At 53.8% G+C, this 20,560-nt stretch carries 19 protein-coding genes; 8 read left to right on the top strand and 11 right to left on the bottom strand.

Annotated features, from left to right (window positions below; genetic code table 11):
• The 3 genes from G565_RS26155 to G565_RS0117865 all read right to left on the bottom strand — a co-directional run.
• A partial coding sequence (locus G565_RS26155; RefSeq protein ID WP_169579670.1) for a polymorphic toxin-type HINT domain-containing protein occupies positions 1-1,059 on the bottom strand: 1,059 nt, incomplete at its 3' end.
• Positions 1,060-1,092: 33 nt separating this feature from the next.
• Positions 1,093-5,223, bottom strand: a complete 4,131-nt coding sequence (locus G565_RS0117870) for an RHS repeat domain-containing protein (RefSeq protein ID WP_028672092.1) — start codon at positions 5,221-5,223, stop codon at positions 1,093-1,095.
• A gap of 491 nt (positions 5,224-5,714) precedes the next feature.
• Positions 5,715-6,026: a hypothetical protein gene (locus G565_RS0117865; protein ID WP_028672091.1), complete on the bottom strand. Its 312-nt coding sequence runs from the start codon at positions 6,024-6,026 to the stop codon at positions 5,715-5,717.
• A 205-nt stretch (positions 6,027-6,231) separates the two neighbouring features.
• Between G565_RS0117865 and G565_RS0117860 the strand changes: the two genes are divergently transcribed.
• The gene (locus G565_RS0117860) at positions 6,232-8,313 is read left to right on the top strand and encodes a molybdopterin-containing oxidoreductase family protein (protein ID WP_037340130.1); all 2,082 of its coding nucleotides are present in this window, start codon (positions 6,232-6,234) and stop codon (positions 8,311-8,313) included.
• Between the two features lie 22 nt (positions 8,314-8,335).
• Here G565_RS0117860 and G565_RS0117855 read toward each other — a convergent pair whose 3' ends face one another.
• Positions 8,336-8,617: a peptidylprolyl isomerase gene (locus G565_RS0117855; RefSeq protein WP_028672089.1), complete on the bottom strand. Its 282-nt coding sequence runs from the start codon at positions 8,615-8,617 to the stop codon at positions 8,336-8,338.
• Positions 8,618-8,844: 227 nt separating this feature from the next.
• Here G565_RS0117855 and G565_RS0117850 point away from each other — a divergent pair, with 227 nt between their 5' ends.
• The gene (locus tag G565_RS0117850) at positions 8,845-10,134 is read left to right on the top strand and encodes a hypothetical protein (protein WP_028672088.1); all 1,290 of its coding nucleotides are present in this window, start codon (positions 8,845-8,847) and stop codon (positions 10,132-10,134) included.
• A 20-nt stretch (positions 10,135-10,154) separates the two neighbouring features.
• Here the strand turns inward: G565_RS0117850 and G565_RS0117845 are convergent, their stop codons facing one another.
• Positions 10,155-11,141, bottom strand: a complete 987-nt coding sequence (locus tag G565_RS0117845; protein WP_028672087.1) for a helix-turn-helix transcriptional regulator — start codon at positions 11,139-11,141, stop codon at positions 10,155-10,157.
• 126 nt (positions 11,142-11,267) lie between these two features.
• Here G565_RS0117845 and G565_RS0117840 point away from each other — a divergent pair, with 126 nt between their 5' ends.
• Positions 11,268-11,915, top strand: a complete 648-nt coding sequence (locus tag G565_RS0117840) for a glutathione S-transferase family protein (RefSeq protein WP_028672086.1) — start codon at positions 11,268-11,270, stop codon at positions 11,913-11,915.
• Positions 11,916-12,103: 188 nt separating this feature from the next.
• On the opposite strand, the gene G565_RS0117835 is transcribed toward G565_RS0117840, so the two are convergent.
• From G565_RS0117835 to G565_RS0117825, 3 genes are all read right to left on the bottom strand, one after another.
• On the bottom strand, positions 12,104-12,511 hold the full coding sequence (locus tag G565_RS0117835; protein ID WP_028672085.1) for a DUF1801 domain-containing protein: 408 nt from the start codon (positions 12,509-12,511) through the stop codon (positions 12,104-12,106).
• Between the two features lie 17 nt (positions 12,512-12,528).
• Positions 12,529-13,494 carry a zinc-binding metallopeptidase family protein gene (locus G565_RS0117830; protein WP_028672084.1) on the bottom strand — a complete coding sequence of 322 codons (966 nt, stop codon included), beginning with the start codon at positions 13,492-13,494 and terminating at the stop codon, positions 12,529-12,531.
• A gap of 178 nt (positions 13,495-13,672) precedes the next feature.
• Positions 13,673-13,963 carry a YkgJ family cysteine cluster protein gene (locus tag G565_RS0117825; protein ID WP_084649450.1) on the bottom strand — a complete coding sequence of 97 codons (291 nt, stop codon included), beginning with the start codon at positions 13,961-13,963 and terminating at the stop codon, positions 13,673-13,675.
• A gap of 246 nt (positions 13,964-14,209) precedes the next feature.
• On the opposite strand from G565_RS0117825, the gene G565_RS24795 reads away from it, so the two are divergent.
• On the top strand, positions 14,210-15,034 hold the full coding sequence (locus G565_RS24795) for a substrate-binding periplasmic protein (protein ID WP_342662982.1): 825 nt from the start codon (positions 14,210-14,212) through the stop codon (positions 15,032-15,034).
• A gap of 71 nt (positions 15,035-15,105) precedes the next feature.
• On the opposite strand, the gene G565_RS27745 is transcribed toward G565_RS24795, so the two are convergent.
• Positions 15,106-15,630, bottom strand: a complete 525-nt coding sequence (locus tag G565_RS27745; RefSeq protein ID WP_028672082.1) for a prepilin-type N-terminal cleavage/methylation domain-containing protein — start codon at positions 15,628-15,630, stop codon at positions 15,106-15,108.
• 404 nt (positions 15,631-16,034) lie between these two features.
• Between G565_RS27745 and G565_RS24790 the strand changes: the two genes are divergently transcribed.
• Together G565_RS24790 and mgrA are read left to right on the top strand one after the other, a co-directional pair.
• A complete protein-coding gene (locus G565_RS24790; RefSeq protein WP_051208219.1) occupies positions 16,035-16,886 on the top strand; it encodes a GIY-YIG nuclease family protein in 852 nt (283 codons plus the stop codon).
• A 75-nt stretch (positions 16,887-16,961) separates the two neighbouring features.
• Positions 16,962-17,993, top strand: a complete 1,032-nt coding sequence (mgrA, locus tag G565_RS0117805) for an L-glyceraldehyde 3-phosphate reductase (RefSeq protein ID WP_028672081.1) — start codon at positions 16,962-16,964, stop codon at positions 17,991-17,993.
• 79 nt (positions 17,994-18,072) lie between these two features.
• Here mgrA and G565_RS0117800 read toward each other — a convergent pair whose 3' ends face one another.
• A complete protein-coding gene (locus G565_RS0117800; protein WP_028672080.1) occupies positions 18,073-18,468 on the bottom strand; it encodes an ectoine synthase in 396 nt (131 codons plus the stop codon).
• A 577-nt stretch (positions 18,469-19,045) separates the two neighbouring features.
• Here G565_RS0117800 and G565_RS0117795 point away from each other — a divergent pair.
• Together G565_RS0117795 and G565_RS0117790 are read left to right on the top strand one after the other, a co-directional pair.
• Positions 19,046-19,420 (top strand): hypothetical protein, encoded by a 375-nt coding sequence (locus G565_RS0117795; protein ID WP_028672079.1) that lies wholly within the window; start codon positions 19,046-19,048, stop codon positions 19,418-19,420.
• A gap of 12 nt (positions 19,421-19,432) precedes the next feature.
• Positions 19,433-20,146 (top strand): hypothetical protein, encoded by a 714-nt coding sequence (locus tag G565_RS0117790; RefSeq protein ID WP_028672078.1) that lies wholly within the window; start codon positions 19,433-19,435, stop codon positions 20,144-20,146.
• Positions 20,147-20,232: 86 nt separating this feature from the next.
• On the opposite strand, the gene G565_RS24785 is transcribed toward G565_RS0117790, so the two are convergent.
• The coding region (locus G565_RS24785) for a transposase (RefSeq protein WP_037339376.1) at positions 20,233-20,560 on the bottom strand (328 nt) is incomplete at its 5' end.

Raw genomic sequence — 20,560 nt, 5'->3', positions numbered from 1 at the left:
ATTATGCACCCACAACCCAAACTCACCCACGAAGTAGGTCTCGTAGTCCTCCACCGTGTAGTTGTAGGCCACCAACTCCAGTGGGCTAAGGTCTACGTCCAGTACTTCCACGGGCTGCTGGGTGTGGGTCGCGATTTGCTGGCCTGCGGTCAGTTCATCGGCTCGGGTAAAGCCCTGCCCGATAACATAGAACGGATGCTCGCCGGTGGCAACTAGGGTTTCACGTTGGCTCTCGGTGTTGCCTACGGTGATGGTCAGGCCATCGGTGTGGTAGTGGTTATAGGCATCGAGGATGCGCTTGTACGTCAGGTCGCCGGTGGCTTCGTTTTTCGCCAACAGCTGATCACCGTATACAAGATTTTCTATCGCGGCCAGGCCAGTGGGGGTATGTACTGGCGTACCTTCGGCAAAGCTACAGGCTCGGGCGAGGGTACGGCCGGCATCAACGGCGTCGTCTGCATGGCGGGCGGCGTGGCGAGCCATGCCTACCCCGCCGGGCACAGGTGCCAGCAGCATCACGCCATCAACGGCTACCCCCGCTACATCGTACAGCCCTTCCCGTATGTTGCCATCGGAGAAGTTCTTGATCGCACTGGCCACACCCAGTGAAATACTGATGACATCAATGGCCGAGAACAGGTATTCACCATCGGGGTCGTAATAGGTGTAGGGGTTGTTGTTGACGTACAGGTATCGGTTTGCCGACAGGGTGTTGGCCGGTACAAAACCAACCGGGTCTGGTTGCAAGAAGCGGCCCAGCTGTGGGTGATACCAGCGTGAACGTTGATAGGAGAGGCCCGAATCTTCCTGCTCGTGCCCGGCATAGCCAATCAGGCTCTCGCCCTGGCCCGGGCCCTCCAGTCGCTCGCCAAAGGCGCTGTATTCCCGTACCCAAAGACGTTGACCATTGGCATCGGTTGCCGCCACAGGGCTGCCGAGGTGATCTGAATGGAAGTAGGTGACCACGTCTTCAGCAGGGCTGACCTGCGATTGTGCCAAGCCTGCAGTGACTAGCAGGATTGTGCCAACGAACCACCGCGCAAGGTTACTTTTAGTCACGCTTGAAATTGCCTTATTCATCATTCAGTCCTTTTAACCTTCCACGCTGGGCCAGGGGATTTTGCTGGTTTCAATGGCGCGTTGGCCTCCGCAGGAAAAGCTAGGTTTGCTCTGCCAAGCTCGCCAGGATTTGCTTCTACCGTTGTAGTAATCCCCGCTTCGCAGCTCAATCGGCTCGCCAACTCGTTCGCCACGGATGTTGTAGGTATACCGATCTATTACCCAGCGCTGATAACACTTATAGGTCCGTTTGCTTCCGCTAGTGTGGTAGCGTCTAATCGGGTTGCCGACCAGTCTTTTAACATCCTCGTAGTGCTTATAGTTGTAGAGGTGCCCCATGTTCACTAAGTTGCCATCTGTATCGTGGTCGACTTGGTTTACCCTAGCGTACATACGCCTTACCGTACTACTGATAGTTCGCCAGTAGGCTGTACTCTGATCAGGCTTATGCTCCCAAGTAAGTCCACTAGCCTCACACGGCCCCCAAAAAACCGGCTCACCGTCGCTTCTGCGAATGTAGACAGGGCGATGGAACAACATGGTTTGCCCCTGAACATCATGTCTTAGTGGCTGGCAGTCGGCATAATTAATGTTGTACTCAGTTGAGCGGCGGGCGATGAGACGATCGTTCAAGTACATATTTAGCACGGTGTGATCGGTAATATCTTCCTGAAACAACAATTGACCCAGATGATTGTAAATCGAGTAATTCTCCAGCTGGCCATTCAGGGTTGTCCGTATCTTGTTGCCCTGGGCGTCGTAGTCGTAACGAAGCTGGCTGATGGCACTGGGCTGGTAACCGGTCATGCTTTTGTTCGCTGAGTATTGATAGATTTCCGGCTCACTATCATTGTTTTCTTCATCAATGCGGCGTATGCGCCCATCGGGTGTGTAGTCGATGTTTAAGGCTTCGCCGGTGGAGCGGGTAACACTGTCCAGTCGATTGGTAGTATTGTCGTATACGTAACGGTGAGTCACACCACGAGATACCTTTTGGGTGATATCTCCGCCTACTGCATAGGTAAATTGCTCCAACAGGTTGGAACGATTAACGGTACCAGCACTGTTACTGCCATAGACCCGTTTCAGTTGATACAACTGGTCGTATTCGAAATGCAGTGAATTACTGGGGTTCAGGTTGTCCCTAATACTGCTCAAATAGGAAGCATTCTGGTAGCTGTAACTTCTGTCCCACAGTGAACCATGCTGAATGCGAGCCAGGCGGCCGCTGGTAGCTTCCTGTGAATACCTCGTTTCAATACCGTTGCCATAGTGTAGGGACTTAAGACCCCCATTCGGGTAATAGGTAATGTTGCTTGCATACTCCCCGACTTGTGTGGCTTGCCCTAAACGGTTACGTGTATACGGCACGACCTCACCATTCGGGTAAATAATACGTGTGAGATTGCCACTGCTGTCATAGTCGTACAAAAACTCCCAGTCCAGGTAACCTTTTTGGCCGCGTACTTGTTCACCTTGAAACCTGATGTTTCTCCGTACAATTTCAGGGTCGCCGCCACTTCCACCAGCAGAGCGTGGGGTTGGCGTGTGCAATACGTATACAGGGTAGTCCGCCACAAAACTGGGCGGTTCGATCTGGGTATCGTGCTTAATATACTCCCGCGTTACTTGACCATCCAGGTTGTAGTTAGTCTCTGTGCTGTAGGCACCTTTTACCATACGCGTTTCACGTGCCTGTTCATTGTAGGTATAGATTACGTCCTGGCTTGAGTCGGCGTAGCGCTCGCGGGTCAGTCGACCGAGCCCATCGTAGTCGTAGTGTATGGGTGTGTCTGAATTTCGCTGCTCTCGGGTAATTTGCCCATTGCGATTGTATTCATAACGTATGGGGCCTGTTTCGGGGGTCGATACTTCCTCTATGAACCCTTCGTCATTGTAGGTATAGACGTGTTCATGCGGGCCAACCGCTGCCCACTGAATCCAGCCCAGATCGTTGTAGTTGATTGTAAGTTCCACCTGAGCAGAGGCCTGTGTATTGCCTTGGGGGTGCACCCTGCTGATTAGTTGCTCTGAACCAAAGCCGCCGAATGGTCGGTATCTTTCAATGGTTCGCACACCAGCCTGATCTGTCATCTCTATGCGAAACGGGCTGTCGTAAAAAAATTCGATGCGGTTGCCATCGGCGGCATCCATTCTAAACCGGCGACCGCTTGGGTCTTGTTGGTAGTGTGTTTTGTGCTGTGCGGTAATGGTTGTCGCTGCCTCAACCGGGATCGATTCGGCTAACAGGTTACCATTGAAATCGTACTCAAAGCTTTGTTTGTAATGGTAACTTTCACCACCGCCTACGCCGGTTCCGATCGTTTCAACCAGGTAAGGTAGGCCCATGCCATTGTAATGGGTCTTTTCCAAGAAGGTACCAATGGACTTTACCTTAATCATCCCACCGGAATCCGGCATGGAGTAAAAATATTCAACAGATGCGCGATTGCTCTCTGGATGTGTAACCTTCAGCAAGGTACCCAGCAGGTTATATTCGTACTGAGTTGTCCGGTCACCGTACAGGGTCTCCGAGGTGATAAACCCATTGCTCACTTCACGAGTCAGTTCATAGCCCTCAGGGCCCGTTTCCCGCTTTGGAATGCCATAGGCGAATAGACTGTAGTCAAACCGGTTGCCTTCGGGATCGGTTTTAGAGGTGAGGTGGCCTTGGCTATCATAGGTGAACCGAGAAATTAGACCATTACTTTCCTGCGCGGTCAGGTTGCCACGATTATCGTAACTGTATTGGTTATAGTAGGGCTGTCCTTCTACCTGGGTTTTCCTGACTCGATCCAGCCTGTGAACATCTTCAATATCCGCCCACTCTGTAAGATAGCTAATATTTGGGAACGCGGGGTTACTGCCCGGATAACGATAGGTGACTTTCCCTGCTCGATGCCAAGTATCATAGTTTTCGTATATCTCTTCCACGGTACCCAACGATCGGAAATTGCCAGTGGTGGTTCCATTTGAGCGACGCTTGGTGGTCTTTTTATCCAGTAGTGGAACAACTTCACCTTTTGCTTCACTTCCCAACCCAACTAAATGGCTTGGGCTATACGCATAACTGATCTCTTCATAATAGTCGCTACCGTTAGGCGTCATCAAACGCTCTCGCAATAAAGCCCCATCTTTCCAGAAGCCTACTGTTTGACCTTGATTACGGTGCTCGTATTCGTAGGTTCGTCGATGACCTGGGTGCTGCACAGTGGTGGTTAGCGTTTTGCTACTGCCACTGTACTTATAATCATAGGTTAGGGTGTACGTGCCCTGATGTGGAATCTGGTAGATGGCCTCATTCAGTCTATAGGTACTCATCCCGCCAAGGTGCTCTAGCTGTAGCCGATAAGTAGCGCAGGTACCCAGAGGACTGCAGACTTTCGTTTGAACACTGGAGAGCCGCTGCACAGTCCAGGAGGATACGTTCGCACCCTCGCGATCTTCGATGTAAGTAACACGGTAGCCTCTGCTGATGGATTCAAAGCGGGCAATGGGATAGTCGGCGCCCTCAATGCGGATACCACTGTCATCCAGACGCAGTTTCTGATAGCTGGAGGTCATCGTTACAGCGCGGCTACTGGCAATCTCAAGTGAAATGGCATTGCCATTGCTGTCTTCAATGCGGGATGGTAAGTGCCCGCCATATAAATAGGAGACGTTGGAGCGACCTTCATAATAGAAGCTGAGGCCAGTAGGGGCCGATACTTTTACGACAAAGTCGCTCTCGTCTGTAAGACATTCCAGTAGCCAGTTATTCTTGGAAGTTAACAGTCTATCGTTGGCAGGATCATGATATTTCTCTGAGAAGACAACGGACTCTCCATTCAAGCCACGAATAACAACTTTTTCCTCACTACAAAGAGTATTTGAGACCGTATCGACACCCGACATCTGGCCCAGATTGTAGTGATTAAAGTCTGGTGTGCCATAACTGGCATTGTACTCAATGTCTGTTCTACGATTCAGTGGAAGAGTGCTATTTGGCCCCAGAATCATGGAGTAATCGTTGTGATTCAGCGATACCGTTCCACTGTAGTGGTCCACAGTGCCTATACCATAGCCTGAAGACAGGCTGCGACCTGTTGTGTCTGTTTCTGTCCAGGTGGCAAATGAAAAAACGGGCGCCACCATGAGTATGGCACCGTACAAAAGCGCTTTCATTAGAATGTCCTTTAGTACTTAATTCCATGAGAAATGGGAGGGGGGGGGGGGGGGAGCAAGATTTGGAATATATTGTGATTTTTCGATCTGGCAAGAAAAAACAGACAAAATTATGATCTGGTTCACAATATTAGTTTTCTGGCTTCTTTCGAAACTATGCTGGTATTAGTACTTAGATAGGTTGATGAAAGGGGTTCGGATGGAGACTAAATTCTACACAATTTCCGAAAGGCAGATGCAGCACCGAGATTAAGGGATTGATCTAATAGCACCCAGAATGACAACCCAGTACCTGATACGACCGATCCTGTTGCAGACGACGTTAACCTGAGCTTTGAAGCCATTAAAATCCTACGCTTCAGATGGACCGACGTTGAGGGCGTAACCCACTACATTCTTCAGGAAAACCCCGACGACTGTCCGGATTCAGTCCGGTAGGTGACCCTGTTGCTCAGGGAACTGAAACCCTGGCACTGGAAATTCCAACCTTCTCACGCAGCACTAATGTCGAATACATTCTGCAAAGCTGCAAAGATATGGGCTGCATTGACGCCACCACCCTGACCATCGACGACGGCCTGAACGACCGGATCGGTTACATAAAGCACAGAGACGTACACCAGGGCGCCAATTTTGGCAGAGTGGTAAGCCTGAGTGCAGACGGCAATACCCTCGCCATCGGAGCCTTGAGGGAAGTCAGTGATGCCGACGGAATTAATGGCGGCGTCAAGAATGATGCATCGAATGCTGGGGCCGTCTACGTGTTTACCTGAATGGGCGCAGTAGGCGTCGCTTCCGCCCATTGCCGGGCCTGCTGTTCTGTCATGACGTTGTCTGTTCAGTATTTGGTATTGATACTTATCTGCTAATACCTGATTTTGAACTTCTCTTTAATGTGCTACCAGGGCCTTATCGGAGTTCGCGCAATACAAGCGGCGGAATCCAGTGTGGGCCATTGCCACAAAAAAACGATACCATCGATTCCGAATTCGTAGCCAAGCCTCCGCCATGACTCACCACCGCTCAGTCTGTCCGCTCGATTGCCCCGATGCCTGCGCCTTGCGCGTAACGGTAGAAGACGAGCGCGTGACTCGTGTCGCGGGTCACCCGGACCATCCCGTTACACAAGGTGCAATCTGCCATAAAGTGCAGCGTTTTCCCGAACGTACACATGCGCCGGAACGGCTGCTGTACCCGATGCGTCGGGTGCGGCCCAAAGGGCTGGACGTGCAGCGGGCAACACCGGATGATTTTGAACGCATCAGTTGGAAAGAAGCTCTGGCGGAGATTGCGCAACGCTTCAGGAACATCGTTGCCGGGCATGGCGCCGAGGCCATTTTGCCCTATAGCTTTTACGGTAATATGGGCGTGCTCAGTGCTGAATCCATGGATCGCCGCTTCTTTAATCGCCTGGGCGCCTGCCACCTCGATCGCACAATCTGCAATTCCGCTGCCACAGCCGGCAGTGCCTACACCCTGGGCGCACCGACGGGTGTCGACCCTGAAGACAGTGTGCACGCCAATCTGATTCTGGTCTGGGGCTGTAATCTGGTCAGCACCAATATGCATCAGGTCATGCTGGCCAATGAAGCGCGCAAGCGCGGCGCCACACTGGTAGTGATTGATGTGCATCGAAACCGCACAGCACGCTGGGGAGACCGGTTTTACCAGGTCAAGCCAGGCAGCGATGCCGCCCTGGCGCTGGGCATGATGCATGTGCTGATTCGTGATGACCTCGTCGACCACACCTTCATCAACCAGTACGCCCTGGGATACCAGGAACTGGCCGACCATGTTCAGCACTATGACCCCGAGACGACTGCGCGCCTGACGGGTCTGACACCCACCCAGGTAGAAGAGCTGGCCCGCCTGTATGGCTCAGCTGACCCGGCGCTGATTCGCCTCGGCAATGGCCTGCAGCATCATGACAACGGCGGCATGATCATGCGCACCATCACCTGCTTGCCCGCATTAACAGGGCAATGGGGCAAGCGCGGCGGTGGTTTGATCAAGGGTAACGGCTGGTACGCGCAGTTCAATACCCACGCCCTGCAGCGGCCCGATTTGCACCCCGATCCACAGGGGCGACGGGTCAATATGAACCAACTGGCCGATGCCCTGCTGAATGATGCCCAGCCGATTCAGGCGCTGTTCGTTTACAACAGCAACCCCGCTCAGGTCGCCCCGGACCAAACCCGTCTGCGCCAGGGCCTGCAGCGCCCGGACCTGTTTACCGTGGTGCACGACCTGTTTCTGACCGACACCTGCGCCTTCGCCGACATTGTCTTGCCGGCCACCAGTCATTTCGAGAACCTGGATCTCTACAAATCTTACTGGCACCTTTATGTGCAGCTTAATGAACCGGTGCTGCCCATCCAGGGTGAATGCCGCTCCAACCCGGAACTGTTTCGCAGCCTGGCCGCTGAGATGGGGTTCGACGACGCCTGTTTTAAAGACACCGATGAAGCCCTGATTGAGCAGGCACTGAACTCGGGCAGCCCTTACCTTGAAGGTATTGATCTGGCGCTACTGCGACGCGATGGCTGGGCCAAGCTCAAGGTGCCGGAAGGCGGGCTCTTTCCGCACCACATTCCCACGCCCTCCGGCAAGTTCGAGTTTTATTCGGCCACCATGGCGGCCCGGGGTTTGCCGCCGCTGCCTGAGCATACGCCACTGGCCGAGCCGGAAGGCCAATACCCATTAGCGTTCATCACGCCTCCCAATCACCGTTTTCTGAATTCCACCTGCAGCAACGACGACCGCATGCAGCGCCTCGAAGGAGAGCGACCAACCGTACAACTGCACCCGCAGGATGCTGCCGCTGAAGGCATTGCTGCCGGTGATCTTGTCGTGGTGTTCAATGACCGAGGTGAATGCGAGTTGAGAGCCGACATCACCGACGATGTTCTGCCCGGCACGGCGGTTTCACTGGGGTTATGGTGGGATGACCCGCAACAGGGCCTGAGCTGCGTCAACCATTTAACCGATACCCGGTTATCCGACATGGGCGGTGGCGCGACGTTTTTCTCAGTGCGGGTGGGAGTGCGCAAGAACGCCAGCAAGGAACCCCAGGTCATACAAACCGACTGACCCGGGTGCCTCTACCGACGGATCAGTCAGTACGACTGGTCACTTCCAGCAGGTGATAACCAAACTGAGTTTTAACCGGGCCTTGCACTTCATTGACCGGGGCGCTGAACACCACCTGATCGAATTCAGGCACCATCTGGCCGGGGCCAAAGTTGCCCAGGTCGCCGCCATTGCGGCTTGAAGGGCAGCTTGAGTGTTGTTGCGCCAGGGCGGCAAAATCTTCACCGGCAACAATTTTTGATTTCAGGTCGTTACAGGTTGCTTCATCGGCCACCAGTATGTGACGTGCTGATGCTTGAGCCATTATGAACCTCGCAGTGTTTCATGAGTTGGTTGGGGCGAGAATTCTACCATACCGCTGGGCAGTCATCGATTTAACCGGGGCATCCGACTTATTGGGGCACACCTTCCAGTAACAAAACTTCACGCGTGAACCACTCGTGTAATTTTATGCAACCAGTACCCCATGAAATCGCCAATTCCGAAAGGCTGTCTATACTCCCCTCGGGTTCAGCCACCAGGAGAGGTTTCATGAATACCAGGGAAGGCTATTGGGCGCTTAACATAATCAGCTTGGTCGCGGCATGGTTATGGCTAGTACCCGCACAGGCTGAAGACACCCAACGATACACCGGGCCTGTTCTGGAACTGAACAGTCCCTCCACCATTACCACGGTTCAGCCGGTACTGCAGCGTCGCAACTTTGGTGATCAGCCGGTTAAGATTACCGATCTCAATGGTCGGGTCTTATCCAGCATCCCACTGCCGGCTGATCGGGTCATCACCGAGGCACTGCCGACAAGAGAGGTGGGCGAGCTGTCTTCCCAGTTTATAGTCCGACCGACCGGAACGGTGTCAGTGACACTGGCAAACGAACCAGTCGATCTGCCCGGGGGCGTGGCAGTAGAGCACGCTGATAACCCGGATGCCGGAGGTTGGTTTCAGCCCACGCTGGCGGCCAGCCCTACGCCTGCTGTCTGGGATGAAGCCCTGAACCGCTACCGGATGCACCTGTCCCTGGGGCTTCGGGGTGATAACTTGCCCGCCAACGCGACCCTTGAACAGCCCATTACCGTTCAATTCGGTTTTCGCGGCCTAATCGCCGACCCATTCGAAGCGGTCACACTTGAACATTCAGGTCTGGAAAACGAAATACAACTGGAGTTTCTGTTTCTACCCACCGCCGGACAGCCAGTACTGGAACTGCGCTCAACGATTACCGACATCGACTACCCGATCGAAGCCATGAACCGCCTTGAATTGCGACCGGTACAAGACTCCATGATGGGCCTTGGGTTAGACGAAGTGCTCGTGCGGGTGCTGCATCTGCGGCCTGACGGCACCGCTGATAATACAGTGGGTACTCAAACCGCTACGGTTGAGGTGACTTCCGGCTCAGCGGTTCCGGACCCCTCGGTTGTCAGTTTACAAGGGGGCAACGCCGAGTTCCTACTCCGCTCTCGCGGCCTGGAAGACGCGAATATTCGCGTTACGGCCGGTGCGCTTTCCGATTCCCTGACCATTCGGCAGAGGTTTCCAACCGGCCCAATCCTGGCGGCTCTGGTCGGCGGTGCCCTCGGCGGTTTCTCCAGACGGTTCAGTCGACAGGCGGCCGATGGCTCGACTGCCGCTCGCATGGCGGAAGGCCTTGCTGTGGCGGTCATCGCCTATGTAGCCGGAGTGTTGGGCGTTGGGTTTCTGGGCTTGCCTGTCGCTGTCGTGAGCACCGAAGCCGGGGCCTTTCTGACCGGGGCCTTAACCGGCTTCATAGGCGTTACGGTGATTGAAACCCTGAGCAAACGACTTACCCGTGGCCAATGACCCGGGTAAGTCGTTAACGGTTAACCACGGTACTGGGGGCTGGCCTTAGGGCTGTATTGTTCTGTCAATTTCGTGACGAGTGCCTCCATGGCCACCCGTACCTCGGGCGGCCCCAATACCTCCAGTTCTGCGCCAAAACGCAACAATTCGGCGCAGCCGTGCGGCGGGTTGCCCACCGGCATGGTGGCATGGTGCCAGCCGGTTTCATCCGCGGGCATAACGACCGTATTTTCAACCACGTAACTGGTGCACAGAAATTCCATCATCTTCCTGCCAAGCTCGCTGATCCGAACGCTGGCGGTCACTGGGTATTGCAGAGTCTCCATTCGGCGCAGACTGGCCTGCCAGAACTCGGCGAGCGTGAAATCACTGGGTCGCTCAAAAGCCTCGCTTTGCAATTCAACCGATTCGATCCGGGAAACGCGATAGGTGCGGATGTCGGTCTCAACCCGGGCTACCAGATACCATTGGCCACCTTTTAATACCACGCCCAGGGGTTGGGCTTCGCGCTGGCGCACGCCCTTCCAACTCTGGTAAGCCATCAACACAGACCGTTGCTCCAGCACAGCTGTCATGATGTGAGGCAAGTGCTCGGCCTCTTCGTCGTCTGAAAACCAGTTAGGTGCATCCAGTAAAAAGCGGCTTTGCAGCCGGTCGACTTCGAGTCGCATGTTTTCCGGTAACGCGGTCATCAACTTCAGTTGCGCATCGGCCAACGTAGCGTCCAGACCCATCTTTTGCGCCGGGCCGGTTAACCCGGCCAAAAAGAGAGTTTCTGCCTCCCGGGCAGAGAGCCCATTCAGGCGTGTCCGGTAACCGTCAAGCAGCCGGTAGCCGCCCTGTACCCCTTGCTCGCTATACACCGGCACGCCCATTTCACTAAGGGCATCGATGTCTCTATACACGGTACGGATTGAGGTCTGGCACATGTCGGCCAGCTCACGGGCGGTGATTTTGCCGTGCGTTTGCAAGGTCATCAACAGCTTCAGCAAGCGGCTGGCGCGCATTAAAAAACCCTCTTTATTCGCCCTGTTTGGTATTTTTTCAGTATATCGACAATACGTGACAATAGATGGCAGGTTTAGGGTTTACCTTAGCTCATGCAAGTCCAAACACCCCAAAGGAGACAGACCATGAGCACAGACACACTCGTTTTTTATCACGCCCCCCAAACCCGAGGCACCGGCATCTGGTTTTTACTGGAAGAACTGGGTATCCCCTACGAAATGAAGGTGCTCAACCACAGTAAAGGTGACAATCGCAAACCCGAATTTCTGGCCATTAACCCCCTGGGGAAATTCCCAACACTGGTGCACAACGGTCAGGTGATTACGGAACAAGTGGCTTGTTACACCTACCTCGCCGACCGTTTCCCGGACAAAGGCCTGGCACCGGCATTCGATGACTCGTTGCGTGGTCCCTACCTGCGCTGGATGGCCTTTCAGGGCAGTAGCTTTGAACCCGCCCTGATCGATCTGGCCATGAAGCGCGAACCGGGCGACCCGTCTTTTATGCCTTATGGCAGTTTCGAGCAGATGCAGGATACGTTGTTCAACCAGATAGCCGGGGCACCATACCTGCTGGGGGATCGGCTCTATGCCGTAGATATATTCTGGGGGACAACCCTTATGTGGTGCCGTAATTTCGGGTTAATAGAAACCACGGCGGTAGTCGACGACTACATTGAGCGCATTGTATCGAGACCGGCCTTTATTGAGGTAACAAGACGAGAAAAGGCCTTGGTGGATAAACTGGCGGCAGCGGTGGCTGAAAAAGCCTGACCCTGCCGCTTAATTCCAAAGCAATGTTGGGGCGAATACTGCTCTAACTCAGGATGCTTTCTCACGGGGAACTGCAATACTGACTGCAGATTCCCCAAGAACGCTGTCGTGAAATATTGAGTGTTTGGCGGTGGCAGTTTTAAAAACAGAGTACTCGTTGCGCACAAAGACATGCATTGAGAGTCTGTTTAACACGCACCGAGCAGCGGCAAATGCTTAAGGCTGTGGTACTTCAACGCCACCTCCAGGCAATGGTCTAGCGGCAACTGATTGATATCGGCATCAACTGGAATCACAAGTGCCCGCTTGCCTTCAAATGAGAACTCGCTGCCATACCTTTCCTTAAGTGTCTCGATCATGCGGGTCTGGCAATGAAAATAGACTTTGATGACTTCCGGCTCATTGGCTTTCCAGTCGATGCGAATGGGCGTACCGCCTTTTACCTGATAACTGGCTTCGCCCCACTTTAGCGTCTCTTCTACCTTGCCTAACTCAAACGCAGCGGCTTGTGCATGAATGAGATCACGCACTCCTGTCAGTTGACGTCGCACCTCGGTAGGGTAACTCTCAAACTTCGTCTGCACAGCCGGGTTCATTGTGGTGTTACTCCTGTTTATAGCCCCAAAGCACCCCGGCGCAGCCAGTCGTGCACAAACGCCAGTTTATACCGCGCGTGGTCACAGAGTACAAACGGGTATAAATCCGACAATCCCATGGCCCGGTTAACGTGGTTAACGCCCACGGTAAGCGACGCGGCGATTCGAATTAGTCGCTCTGCATCGGGCTCAGAATACGGGTCCCAGCCCCGGTCCGGGATTTGGGGAGATGACAGACCGGTGGCCACAAAGCTGTCGGCAATATCCGTAAGGTGCAGCAGGTGCGCAGCGGTTTCCGCAAAATCTTCATGCGGATGCGCCGACGCGTAACTGGTCAGGTAGTGTTGTCGCCACTCTGGCGGAGGGCCGTTCTCGTAATGGTATTGCAGCGCCCCCGGGTAATCGATTCGTTCATCGCCGAACATAGCGCGAAAAGCATCCAGAAAGTCTTCGCGCAGACTCAGGCGCCACCAGAGCATATGAGCGATCTCATGGCGCATGTGGCCGATCATGGTTCTATACGGCTCCTGCAAGGCTTCACGGCGGGTCGTAACCAATATGGGGTCTACCTCGGCCACACTGATGGTGACAACACCTTCTGCATGGCCCATAGGCACTGGGGAAGGTCCTTCCGCCAGCAAATGAAATACCGGCGGCGCGCCTGGGTCCTCCGGGCGAAACCAGTGCCAGCGGCCCAGGTTGTCGAGTGCCCAGCGCTTGGCGGCTTCAGTTTGTGCCCAATTAGGAATGGCGTTGGGAATGGTCGGATCTGGCGCCAGGGCTGTCATAGCGCAGGAACGGCAGAAGGCTCCCTGTTTTGGCGCAATCCAGTTACAACCGATGATGTCCCGGTTCGCACAAAACGGCGGCGTCGGCAAAAACGCGCGCGCCTGGGGATCATACGCAATGGGAGTGCCATCAGCCGTGGTCAGATTATCAAACCAGAGCGATCCGGCACCGACCGGGTTGGAAAATACACGCATTGAGCCACCTTCCAGCGAAATAAGTTAAGGCATCGTGGGGCATGAAGCGCTCGACTACAACCGACCAGAGCCGATGCGTTTGGATGGGAGTAGTGGCCGATTCACCTGAACAGCCCGGTAGTGCTCTGATCGTCTTAACGTCTCGTTTCGACTGATCAGCGAACCTAATAGAGGGCAGCTAAAGCCCTTGCGCCCTTTCTTCCCGGCACTCATAAGACCCCATTTCAAACTCCCGGCAGATCCAGGGGCGGTTCTCATAAATGGTGCAGAGAAAGGTTTGCCGGTCGAGCGCCGAGCACCAGCCATCCTCCAGCCTCAGCATGGTCTCACCGCCCCATTCATCGACCGCAATGTGTCGGGCCGGAACGCCGGTGTCAGTAATAATCATGACTTCCAGCTTACAGCAACACGCCTGGCACGTTGAACAGGTGACTTCAGGCTGCGTGATATCTTTAACCGAAATAGTCATGGATAAGAAACGGGCTCTTGGGCAATTGGCATATTGGCGCAGGCAAACCATGGGCAGGCGCCCACCATCAGCTCGAACATCATAGCACAGCGAATGGCAACGACTTGCGTAGCCAGGGCATTCAGCATTAGCCCAGCGCAAAGGCTTTTACCACAACGGGGTGTGAATGAACCCTCATGACCAACTATACTGCCCATAGTGAAGGCTGGCGAAAGCGCACCCGAGGATGATACACCGTTGAAACGCATGCTGTTGAGCTTAAAAGCCCCTGCGCTCGCCCGTGCCCTGTGTTTAGGTGGCGGCCTTGTGCTAAGCAGTATGCTACTCACACAGCAGGCAACGGCCGCTGAGTGTGTAAAAACATTCAGATGGACCGAAGACCCCCCCTATACCTACGCCGCAGCCGAGGCCCCTGGAGGAGTCAGCGGAATATCAACCGACATCGTTAGAACGGTGTTAATGCGCATGGGTTGCGAAATCCGGTATGTGGACATGCCGTGGGCACGTGCATTATCAGCGCTGAAATCTGGTCATGTCGATATTGTCAGCGGCGCCTTCGATACACCGGAACGACGAACCTTTGCCCACTATACCAGCCAGGGAGATACCTCTCCCAATGTGATCTTCGTGCGTGCGGGCGACGATCAGGCAGCCGCCTGGAAAACCTTTGCAGACCTGCTCGACAGCGACCATTTTCTGGGTGGGCAAATTGGGGTGAACTATGGACCAGAATATCAGCAAGCCCGGGAAGAAGGTGTTCTTGAGGGCCGGCTAACGCTAGTACCCAACAGAGTGCTGCTGTGGCAAATGCTCGATCGCGATCGTGTTGATGCGATTGCTGCCAGCTACCTGACCGGGTTAATGGAAATCTCAACCCTGGGGTTTCAGGGACGAATCGTCCGAACGAGTATTGAGCTATCGTCCGATCCGGCCTATATCATCTTTTCCAAAGCATCGGTTGATGCGGCTTTTGTTGAACGGTTCAATGACTTCCACGAAGCCTATCTTCGCAGCGAGCACTTTCAAGAGATGGTTGACTCACATGCAAAAGCGTTTGGGGTCTTGGAATAATACCGGGCAATACTGTCCACCCCGGAGCGATTGATTCAGACCTCTATGATGGCCCAAGCACTGCCCAAAGCTCAGCACCCGGATAAAAATGTCGTAACGGTGCACTCGGGAAAGCCGAAGGAGTCATACTCAACGTAGCACCCTAGCCCGGGATCCGTAGGCAAAGTGAACCCTACTCGGGTATACCGGTTATCGACAGTGGTCTTAAGGCCAGCGCTGCTCGCCTGGAGCGATATATAGTTCAGCATGGTCAGCGCGTCAGCAACTTCCGCTCGACTCTCTGGGCACAAATTTCGCCAATCCACCTCTGAACGTCCAACCTCGGTTTCGATCACAAAATCTGATTGTTGGCTACCTCCCGGGTTTGTCGCGGCAGGCGACAGCCCGCTGACATAAGCCTTGCTTCTTACAATACCAACCGTACTGTTCATCGCGCCCGCTACTGACTCGACCGTCGCGGTGCGTGCGCTGGACGATAGCGACACAAACCGGGGGAGCGCGACTGCAACCAAAACGCCGAGAATCACAATGACCAAAACCAACTCTACCAGCGTAAAACCGACAGCCCTCCGAGCGTTGTTGCACGACCTTTCCATGAACTACCACATTAACAGCGATTGATAATTGTCACGATTATCCAGCAAAGGCAGGGCACGGGCAATGAATGCACGGCCCCATACAGACAGTGGCCCACTCGTTTCCGATGCGGGCTTGCTCAAAAGGTCCAACCGCCGTTTGGACCCGTACTGATGTGTTCATTCAACTGTGCAGCCTTTCCCCATGTCAAAGCCCATCCCCAAAGCGCCCGCTAATCCGCCAAGCAGGCTTCCCTGCCGTGGTTGCCTTCCTGATTGCAGCAGCTACCCCACCTGCAACGGCACCCCCTGGCGAGCGGATACACCGTCAACAAGCCAGCCCAAACCGACCCAGTGAGAGGCTTTGCCATACGCGCTGAACGCCTTCGCACACGCTACCGATACATCTTTCAGAGGGTCGCTTTTTGTTGGACCTGGCAGAACTAAACCTTCCCCTTTCCCCGGGTGTCTATCGTTTTTATAACCGGGATGAGGTGTTGTTGTACGTTGGCAAAAGCATCAACATTGCCCAACGTGTTCGCAGCCACTTTCAGGCGAGCCACCATCAGGCCAAAGAAGCCCGGCTGGTTAACCAGACAACGCGCATAACCTATACGCCCACAGCGGGTGAAACCGGTGCACTGCTTCTGGAAAACCATCAGATCAAGACGCTGCAACCGTTGTACAACCGGCGACTGCGAAAAACGCGGCAACTGTGGACGCTTCAGCCCCAGCCCATAGCCGGGAGCGACCGAGTTGAAGTGCGCATTAAGGCGTTACACGCCGAATCGGCCCAGCCTGAGCTTTACGGCTTGTTTGCCAGCAAAGCGGCCACCTTAAAACAGGTGCGAACCCTGGCCCGGCAGTTCCAACTGTGCGAACGCGTCATCGGACTCGAAAGCGGATCAGGCCGATGTTTTGGACACCAGATTGGACAATGCCTGGGCGCCTGCTGTGGCAAAGAACCCCTGACGCAGCACACCGAGCGACTGAACAGGGCACTGGCCAGCAAACAATTGAAAGCCTGGCCCTGGACGTGCCCTCTGGTGATCGAGGAACCCAGTGTGATCAGGCCAACCACATCCGACTGGCACCTGATTTCAGGCTGGGCGTATCTGGGCACCGTCGCCCACCCGGACGAGCTGGAAGCGCTGGCAAAAGCAGGGGCGCCGGCTTCATTCGATCTTGATACCTATTTCATTCTTCAAAAGGCCCTGAAAACACCGGGTTCACTCCTCTATAAGTGGCAAAACCAGCGTCTGTCACCAGTCAGATAACGATTGTTAAGCGTTGACTGAGGCGCAAGAAACTCTGCTAAGCTGGTACGCCCAAACTGACTAGCGGAGAACCGAATGCCCTACACCGCCGCCGAAGACCGATACGACACCATGCGTTATAACCGCTGTGGCCACAGCGGGCTCAAGTTACCTGCCCTGTCTCTGGGGTTATGGCACAACTTTGGCGACAACGTGCCCTTCGACAACGCTCAAGCCATTTGCCGGCGCGCCTTTGATCTGGGCATTACCCATTTTGACCTGGCCAACAACTATGGGCCGCCGCCGGGCTCGGCTGAACGCAACTTCGGCCAGATACTGAAAACGGATTTTCGACCTTACCGGGATGAACTGGTGATCTCCACCAAGGCCGGTTACGACATGTGGCCCGGCCCTTACGGCAACTGGGGCAGCCGAAAGTATCTGATGGCCAGCCTGGATCAGAGCCTTGAACGCATGGGCCTCGATTACGTCGATATTTTCTACTCGCACCGCGTCGACCCCGAGACGCCGCTCGAAGAAACCATGAGGGCGCTCGACAGTGCCGTGCGCCAGGGCAAAGCGTTGTACGTCGGTATATCCTCTTACGGTCCGCAGAAAACCCGGGAAGCCGCCAGCATTCTAAAAGAGCTGGGTACACCCTGCCTGATTCACCAGCCGAGTTATTCCATGCTCAACCGCTGGATCGAGAACGACGGCCTGCTGCCGGTACTGGAAGAAGAAGGCATTGGCTGCATTGCCTTTTCGGTATTGGCCCAGGGCATGCTCTCGGGCAAGTACCTGAACGGCATCCCCGAAAACAGCCGCGCGACGGCAAACTCGTCACTCGACCCAAACCTGATCAGCGATGCCAACCTGGCCAAAATCCGCAACCTGAACGTCATTGCAGAGGAGCGCGGCCAGACACTGCCACAGCTGGCCATTGCCTGGGCCTTGCGCGACAAACGAGTGACCACAGCGCTGATTGGCGCCAGCAAAGTGTCCCAAGTCGAGGATTGTGTGCAAGCGCTGGAGCATCTCGAATTCAGTGACGACGAACTCAATCGCATCGATACCCTGGCGACCGATGGCGGCATAAACCTTTGGGCCGAGTCGAGTAATCGGGGCTAGAAAGGATTTAAGCCAGCCAGGGCGCCATGTTTTCTGAGGCGGTTCCCTGACTGGCATGGTGCATCAACCCGGGGGGTGATCAGTCTCCGCTGGTATCCGGCAAATAAGCGCCATCTTCATCGTGTACTTCCTGACCGGTGACCGGCGGATTGAACGAGCAAATCAACCGCATGTCTTCGGTGCCGCCACGCAACGTATGGGGATCGTGCTTATCGAGCGCGTACAGCGTGCCGTCGGCAATCTCGTGCGTTTCACCAGTAGTCTTGTCATAGATACTGCCGTTTCCGCCCACACAATACACCGCCTCTAGGTGGTGCTTGTACCAGAGGTTGAGCTCTGCGCCCGCCGGGATAATGGTCTCGTGGAAAGAAAAGCCCATGCCGTCTTTCTTCAGCAGCATCCGGCGGCTGGTCCAGCCCGGGCCGGTGACTTCGCGGTCTGTACCGATGATGTCCTGAACTCGTACGATTTTCATACTGTGTCCTCGCTGGGTGATGACAATTGAATGACCTGGTTTGATCGATGGTCGAATAATCCATGACGATTAACCAGACACCCATCAACCATAACGCAAATGGCATGACCTTGCAGACTCAAAGTCGTTTCTTGGACCACCGATACACCACTGAGGGGCAAGTAAAAAGAGCGGATACCCAGGCTCCATCGGGGGGGCGCCTAATCCGAACCCCGTTCAGTTTCCGCCCCGGGCCAGCCAAATTCTCTGATCATTATCAGCCACCACGGCTTCAATGACTGCGACGTCACTCTTTAGTCTGGGCAAGTCCGCAACTGGGTGCATTCCGAGGCATCACACCCGTAGCCATGGCTCAAATCTCGATGTTAAGCGAGACTTGCCCATTTATGCCCCACTTAAACCGAACATCCCGACAAACACCAAAGACCCGGTATGGCCATAAGGTCATAAACGGCGGAGATTCAAAGGCAATAAGACATTTTTGACCGGAAATGGTCGAATCTTTCTGGTAACCCCCTCCATTAAGAATGTAACTTTCTGTATATTCCCACACGTCTTGATGAACTTAAGGAAAGCAATGAGAACGTATGGATTCCTTGTACTGGGGATAGCGGCCTTTTCAATCGTAATGGCTGTTGTTCAGTCCCCGGGCTGGCTCATTGGAGGGCTGTTTAGCGTACATTTAGCCTGGCAATTACTGTCTAAAGAAATCAGACAAGCCAATTGCAAAACGATTACGAAGGGGAAAGTACTGACAATCTGGGCTAATGGTACTTTCCTGGGAGGCCATCATCAGCCATTGCACAATGCCGAAATAGCCTACCTTGATACCGTGAAAGAGTTCAAAAACCTGCCGCCAAATTTTATTCATGACGTCTCTCCAGGTGATGTTATTGAAATAAAGTACAATGCGAAAAAGCCTGATGTGGCATTCGTGAATTTCAGTGGATAGGGAAAGTATCGAATGTTTATCATAATAGGCTCTGCTCTATCAATGGTCCTTACACTGGCATTGATGTATTTCATGTTTATGCAGAATTCACCGCCAGTCATACTTGACCTCGGCTTTGTCAACTACCTAATAAAAAACGCAGGTGCAGCTATTGGCGGACTCATAGGCATGCTGGCCCTATCGTTTTTCGCGATATTACCCATGCTTGCCAGCATTCCCGCTACCTTTAAAGAAATGATGAGTCAAAGAAGGCTCAGCCGCCAACCCATACAAGTTACCGGGAAAGTCGTAACAGCGACAACTGAAGGCTTAAACCACACATTGATAAGAGTGTCCTATGCAGGGCAAACCAATGCTTTTCAAGTTGACAATCGCGTGTTGATGTCGGCCGTTGAACGAGGGACCGAATTAACCGTTTTTTATGACCCGAAAAACAAAAGCAATGCCTATATCGACTTCATTGGCTCTCTCGAAGAAGACCGGTCACGAATTGTTCAGTCAGGCACTGTCATTAAGATTCTTGAGATTACCCCTAAATTTACCGTAACTCCGGACTCGTTTGAGATACTAGGAGAGCTACATGGAGGTAGCTTTACTGCTCAAAAGGTCAGTATGGTATTCGAACTTCAACGGGAGGATCTCAGTCGATACTCACCCGGGGCAATACTGCCATGCGAAGTTAGTGGGTCAACAGACAACTATTCCATATCGATCTTGTCCAGTTGAACACCAAACATTGATTGCCAACCCAATTCAATACAGATACTAAGACGACATAATGAAAAAGGCTCTTCGTAAAACTCTGTGGAACCCTATGGCAGCATATCCAGCTTCCCACAGTGAAACAGTATGCTCGTTCTAAAGCCTTCGAAAGAACGATAACCTCGAGCATTGGACTTTACCGTCTGAATCTTTGAGTTTAATCCCTCGGCGACGGCATTGCTGATCCGGTGATCGAAGTAATTCAACAAGCCATTTTTATGCGCTTTTAGCATTCTGGCCACTTTCTTGATGGGCTCCAAACGGCAACGAATAGCCCAGCTGTACCACTTCTCAAAATAGCGTTTCGCCCAACCTTTACTGTGGTAGTCCCAAAAGGGTCGGAAATGTTCTTTGATAGCCCATGAGCGTGCCACTTTG

The organism is Saccharospirillum impatiens DSM 12546 (assembly GCF_000423605.1).
Taxonomy (GTDB): domain Bacteria; phylum Pseudomonadota; class Gammaproteobacteria; order Pseudomonadales; family Natronospirillaceae; genus Saccharospirillum; species Saccharospirillum impatiens.
This window is presented reverse-complemented; position numbering and strand designations above follow the sequence as displayed.

What these genes read in the sequence shown, in the direction of transcription:
- G565_RS0117870 (WP_028672092.1), bottom strand. Translation starts at nt 5,223, where the DNA reads ATGAAAGCGCTTTTGTACGGTGCCATACTCATGGTGGCGCCCGTTTTT.
- G565_RS0117865 (WP_028672091.1), bottom strand. Translation starts at nt 6,026, where the DNA reads ATGGGCGGAAGCGACGCCTACTGCGCCCATTCAGGTAAACACGTAGAC.
- G565_RS0117860 (WP_037340130.1), top strand. Translation starts at nt 6,232, where the DNA reads ATGACTCACCACCGCTCAGTCTGTCCGCTCGATTGCCCCGATGCCTGC.
- G565_RS0117855 (WP_028672089.1), bottom strand. Translation starts at nt 8,617, where the DNA reads ATGGCTCAAGCATCAGCACGTCACATACTGGTGGCCGATGAAGCAACC.
- G565_RS0117850 (WP_028672088.1), top strand. Translation starts at nt 8,845, where the DNA reads ATGAATACCAGGGAAGGCTATTGGGCGCTTAACATAATCAGCTTGGTC.
- G565_RS0117845 (WP_028672087.1), bottom strand. Translation starts at nt 11,141, where the DNA reads ATGCGCGCCAGCCGCTTGCTGAAGCTGTTGATGACCTTGCAAACGCAC.
- G565_RS0117840 (WP_028672086.1), top strand. Translation starts at nt 11,268, where the DNA reads ATGAGCACAGACACACTCGTTTTTTATCACGCCCCCCAAACCCGAGGC.
- G565_RS0117835 (WP_028672085.1), bottom strand. Translation starts at nt 12,511, where the DNA reads ATGAACCCGGCTGTGCAGACGAAGTTTGAGAGTTACCCTACCGAGGTG.
- G565_RS0117830 (WP_028672084.1), bottom strand. Translation starts at nt 13,494, where the DNA reads ATGCGTGTATTTTCCAACCCGGTCGGTGCCGGATCGCTCTGGTTTGAT.
- G565_RS0117825 (WP_084649450.1), bottom strand. Translation starts at nt 13,963, where the DNA reads ATGACTATTTCGGTTAAAGATATCACGCAGCCTGAAGTCACCTGTTCA.
- G565_RS24795 (WP_342662982.1), top strand. Translation starts at nt 14,210, where the DNA reads ATGCTGTTGAGCTTAAAAGCCCCTGCGCTCGCCCGTGCCCTGTGTTTA.
- G565_RS27745 (WP_028672082.1), bottom strand. Translation starts at nt 15,630, where the DNA reads ATGGAAAGGTCGTGCAACAACGCTCGGAGGGCTGTCGGTTTTACGCTG.
- mgrA (WP_028672081.1), top strand. Translation starts at nt 16,962, where the DNA reads ATGCCCTACACCGCCGCCGAAGACCGATACGACACCATGCGTTATAAC.
- G565_RS0117800 (WP_028672080.1), bottom strand. Translation starts at nt 18,468, where the DNA reads ATGAAAATCGTACGAGTTCAGGACATCATCGGTACAGACCGCGAAGTC.
- G565_RS0117795 (WP_028672079.1), top strand. Translation starts at nt 19,046, where the DNA reads ATGAGAACGTATGGATTCCTTGTACTGGGGATAGCGGCCTTTTCAATC.
- G565_RS0117790 (WP_028672078.1), top strand. Translation starts at nt 19,433, where the DNA reads ATGTTTATCATAATAGGCTCTGCTCTATCAATGGTCCTTACACTGGCA.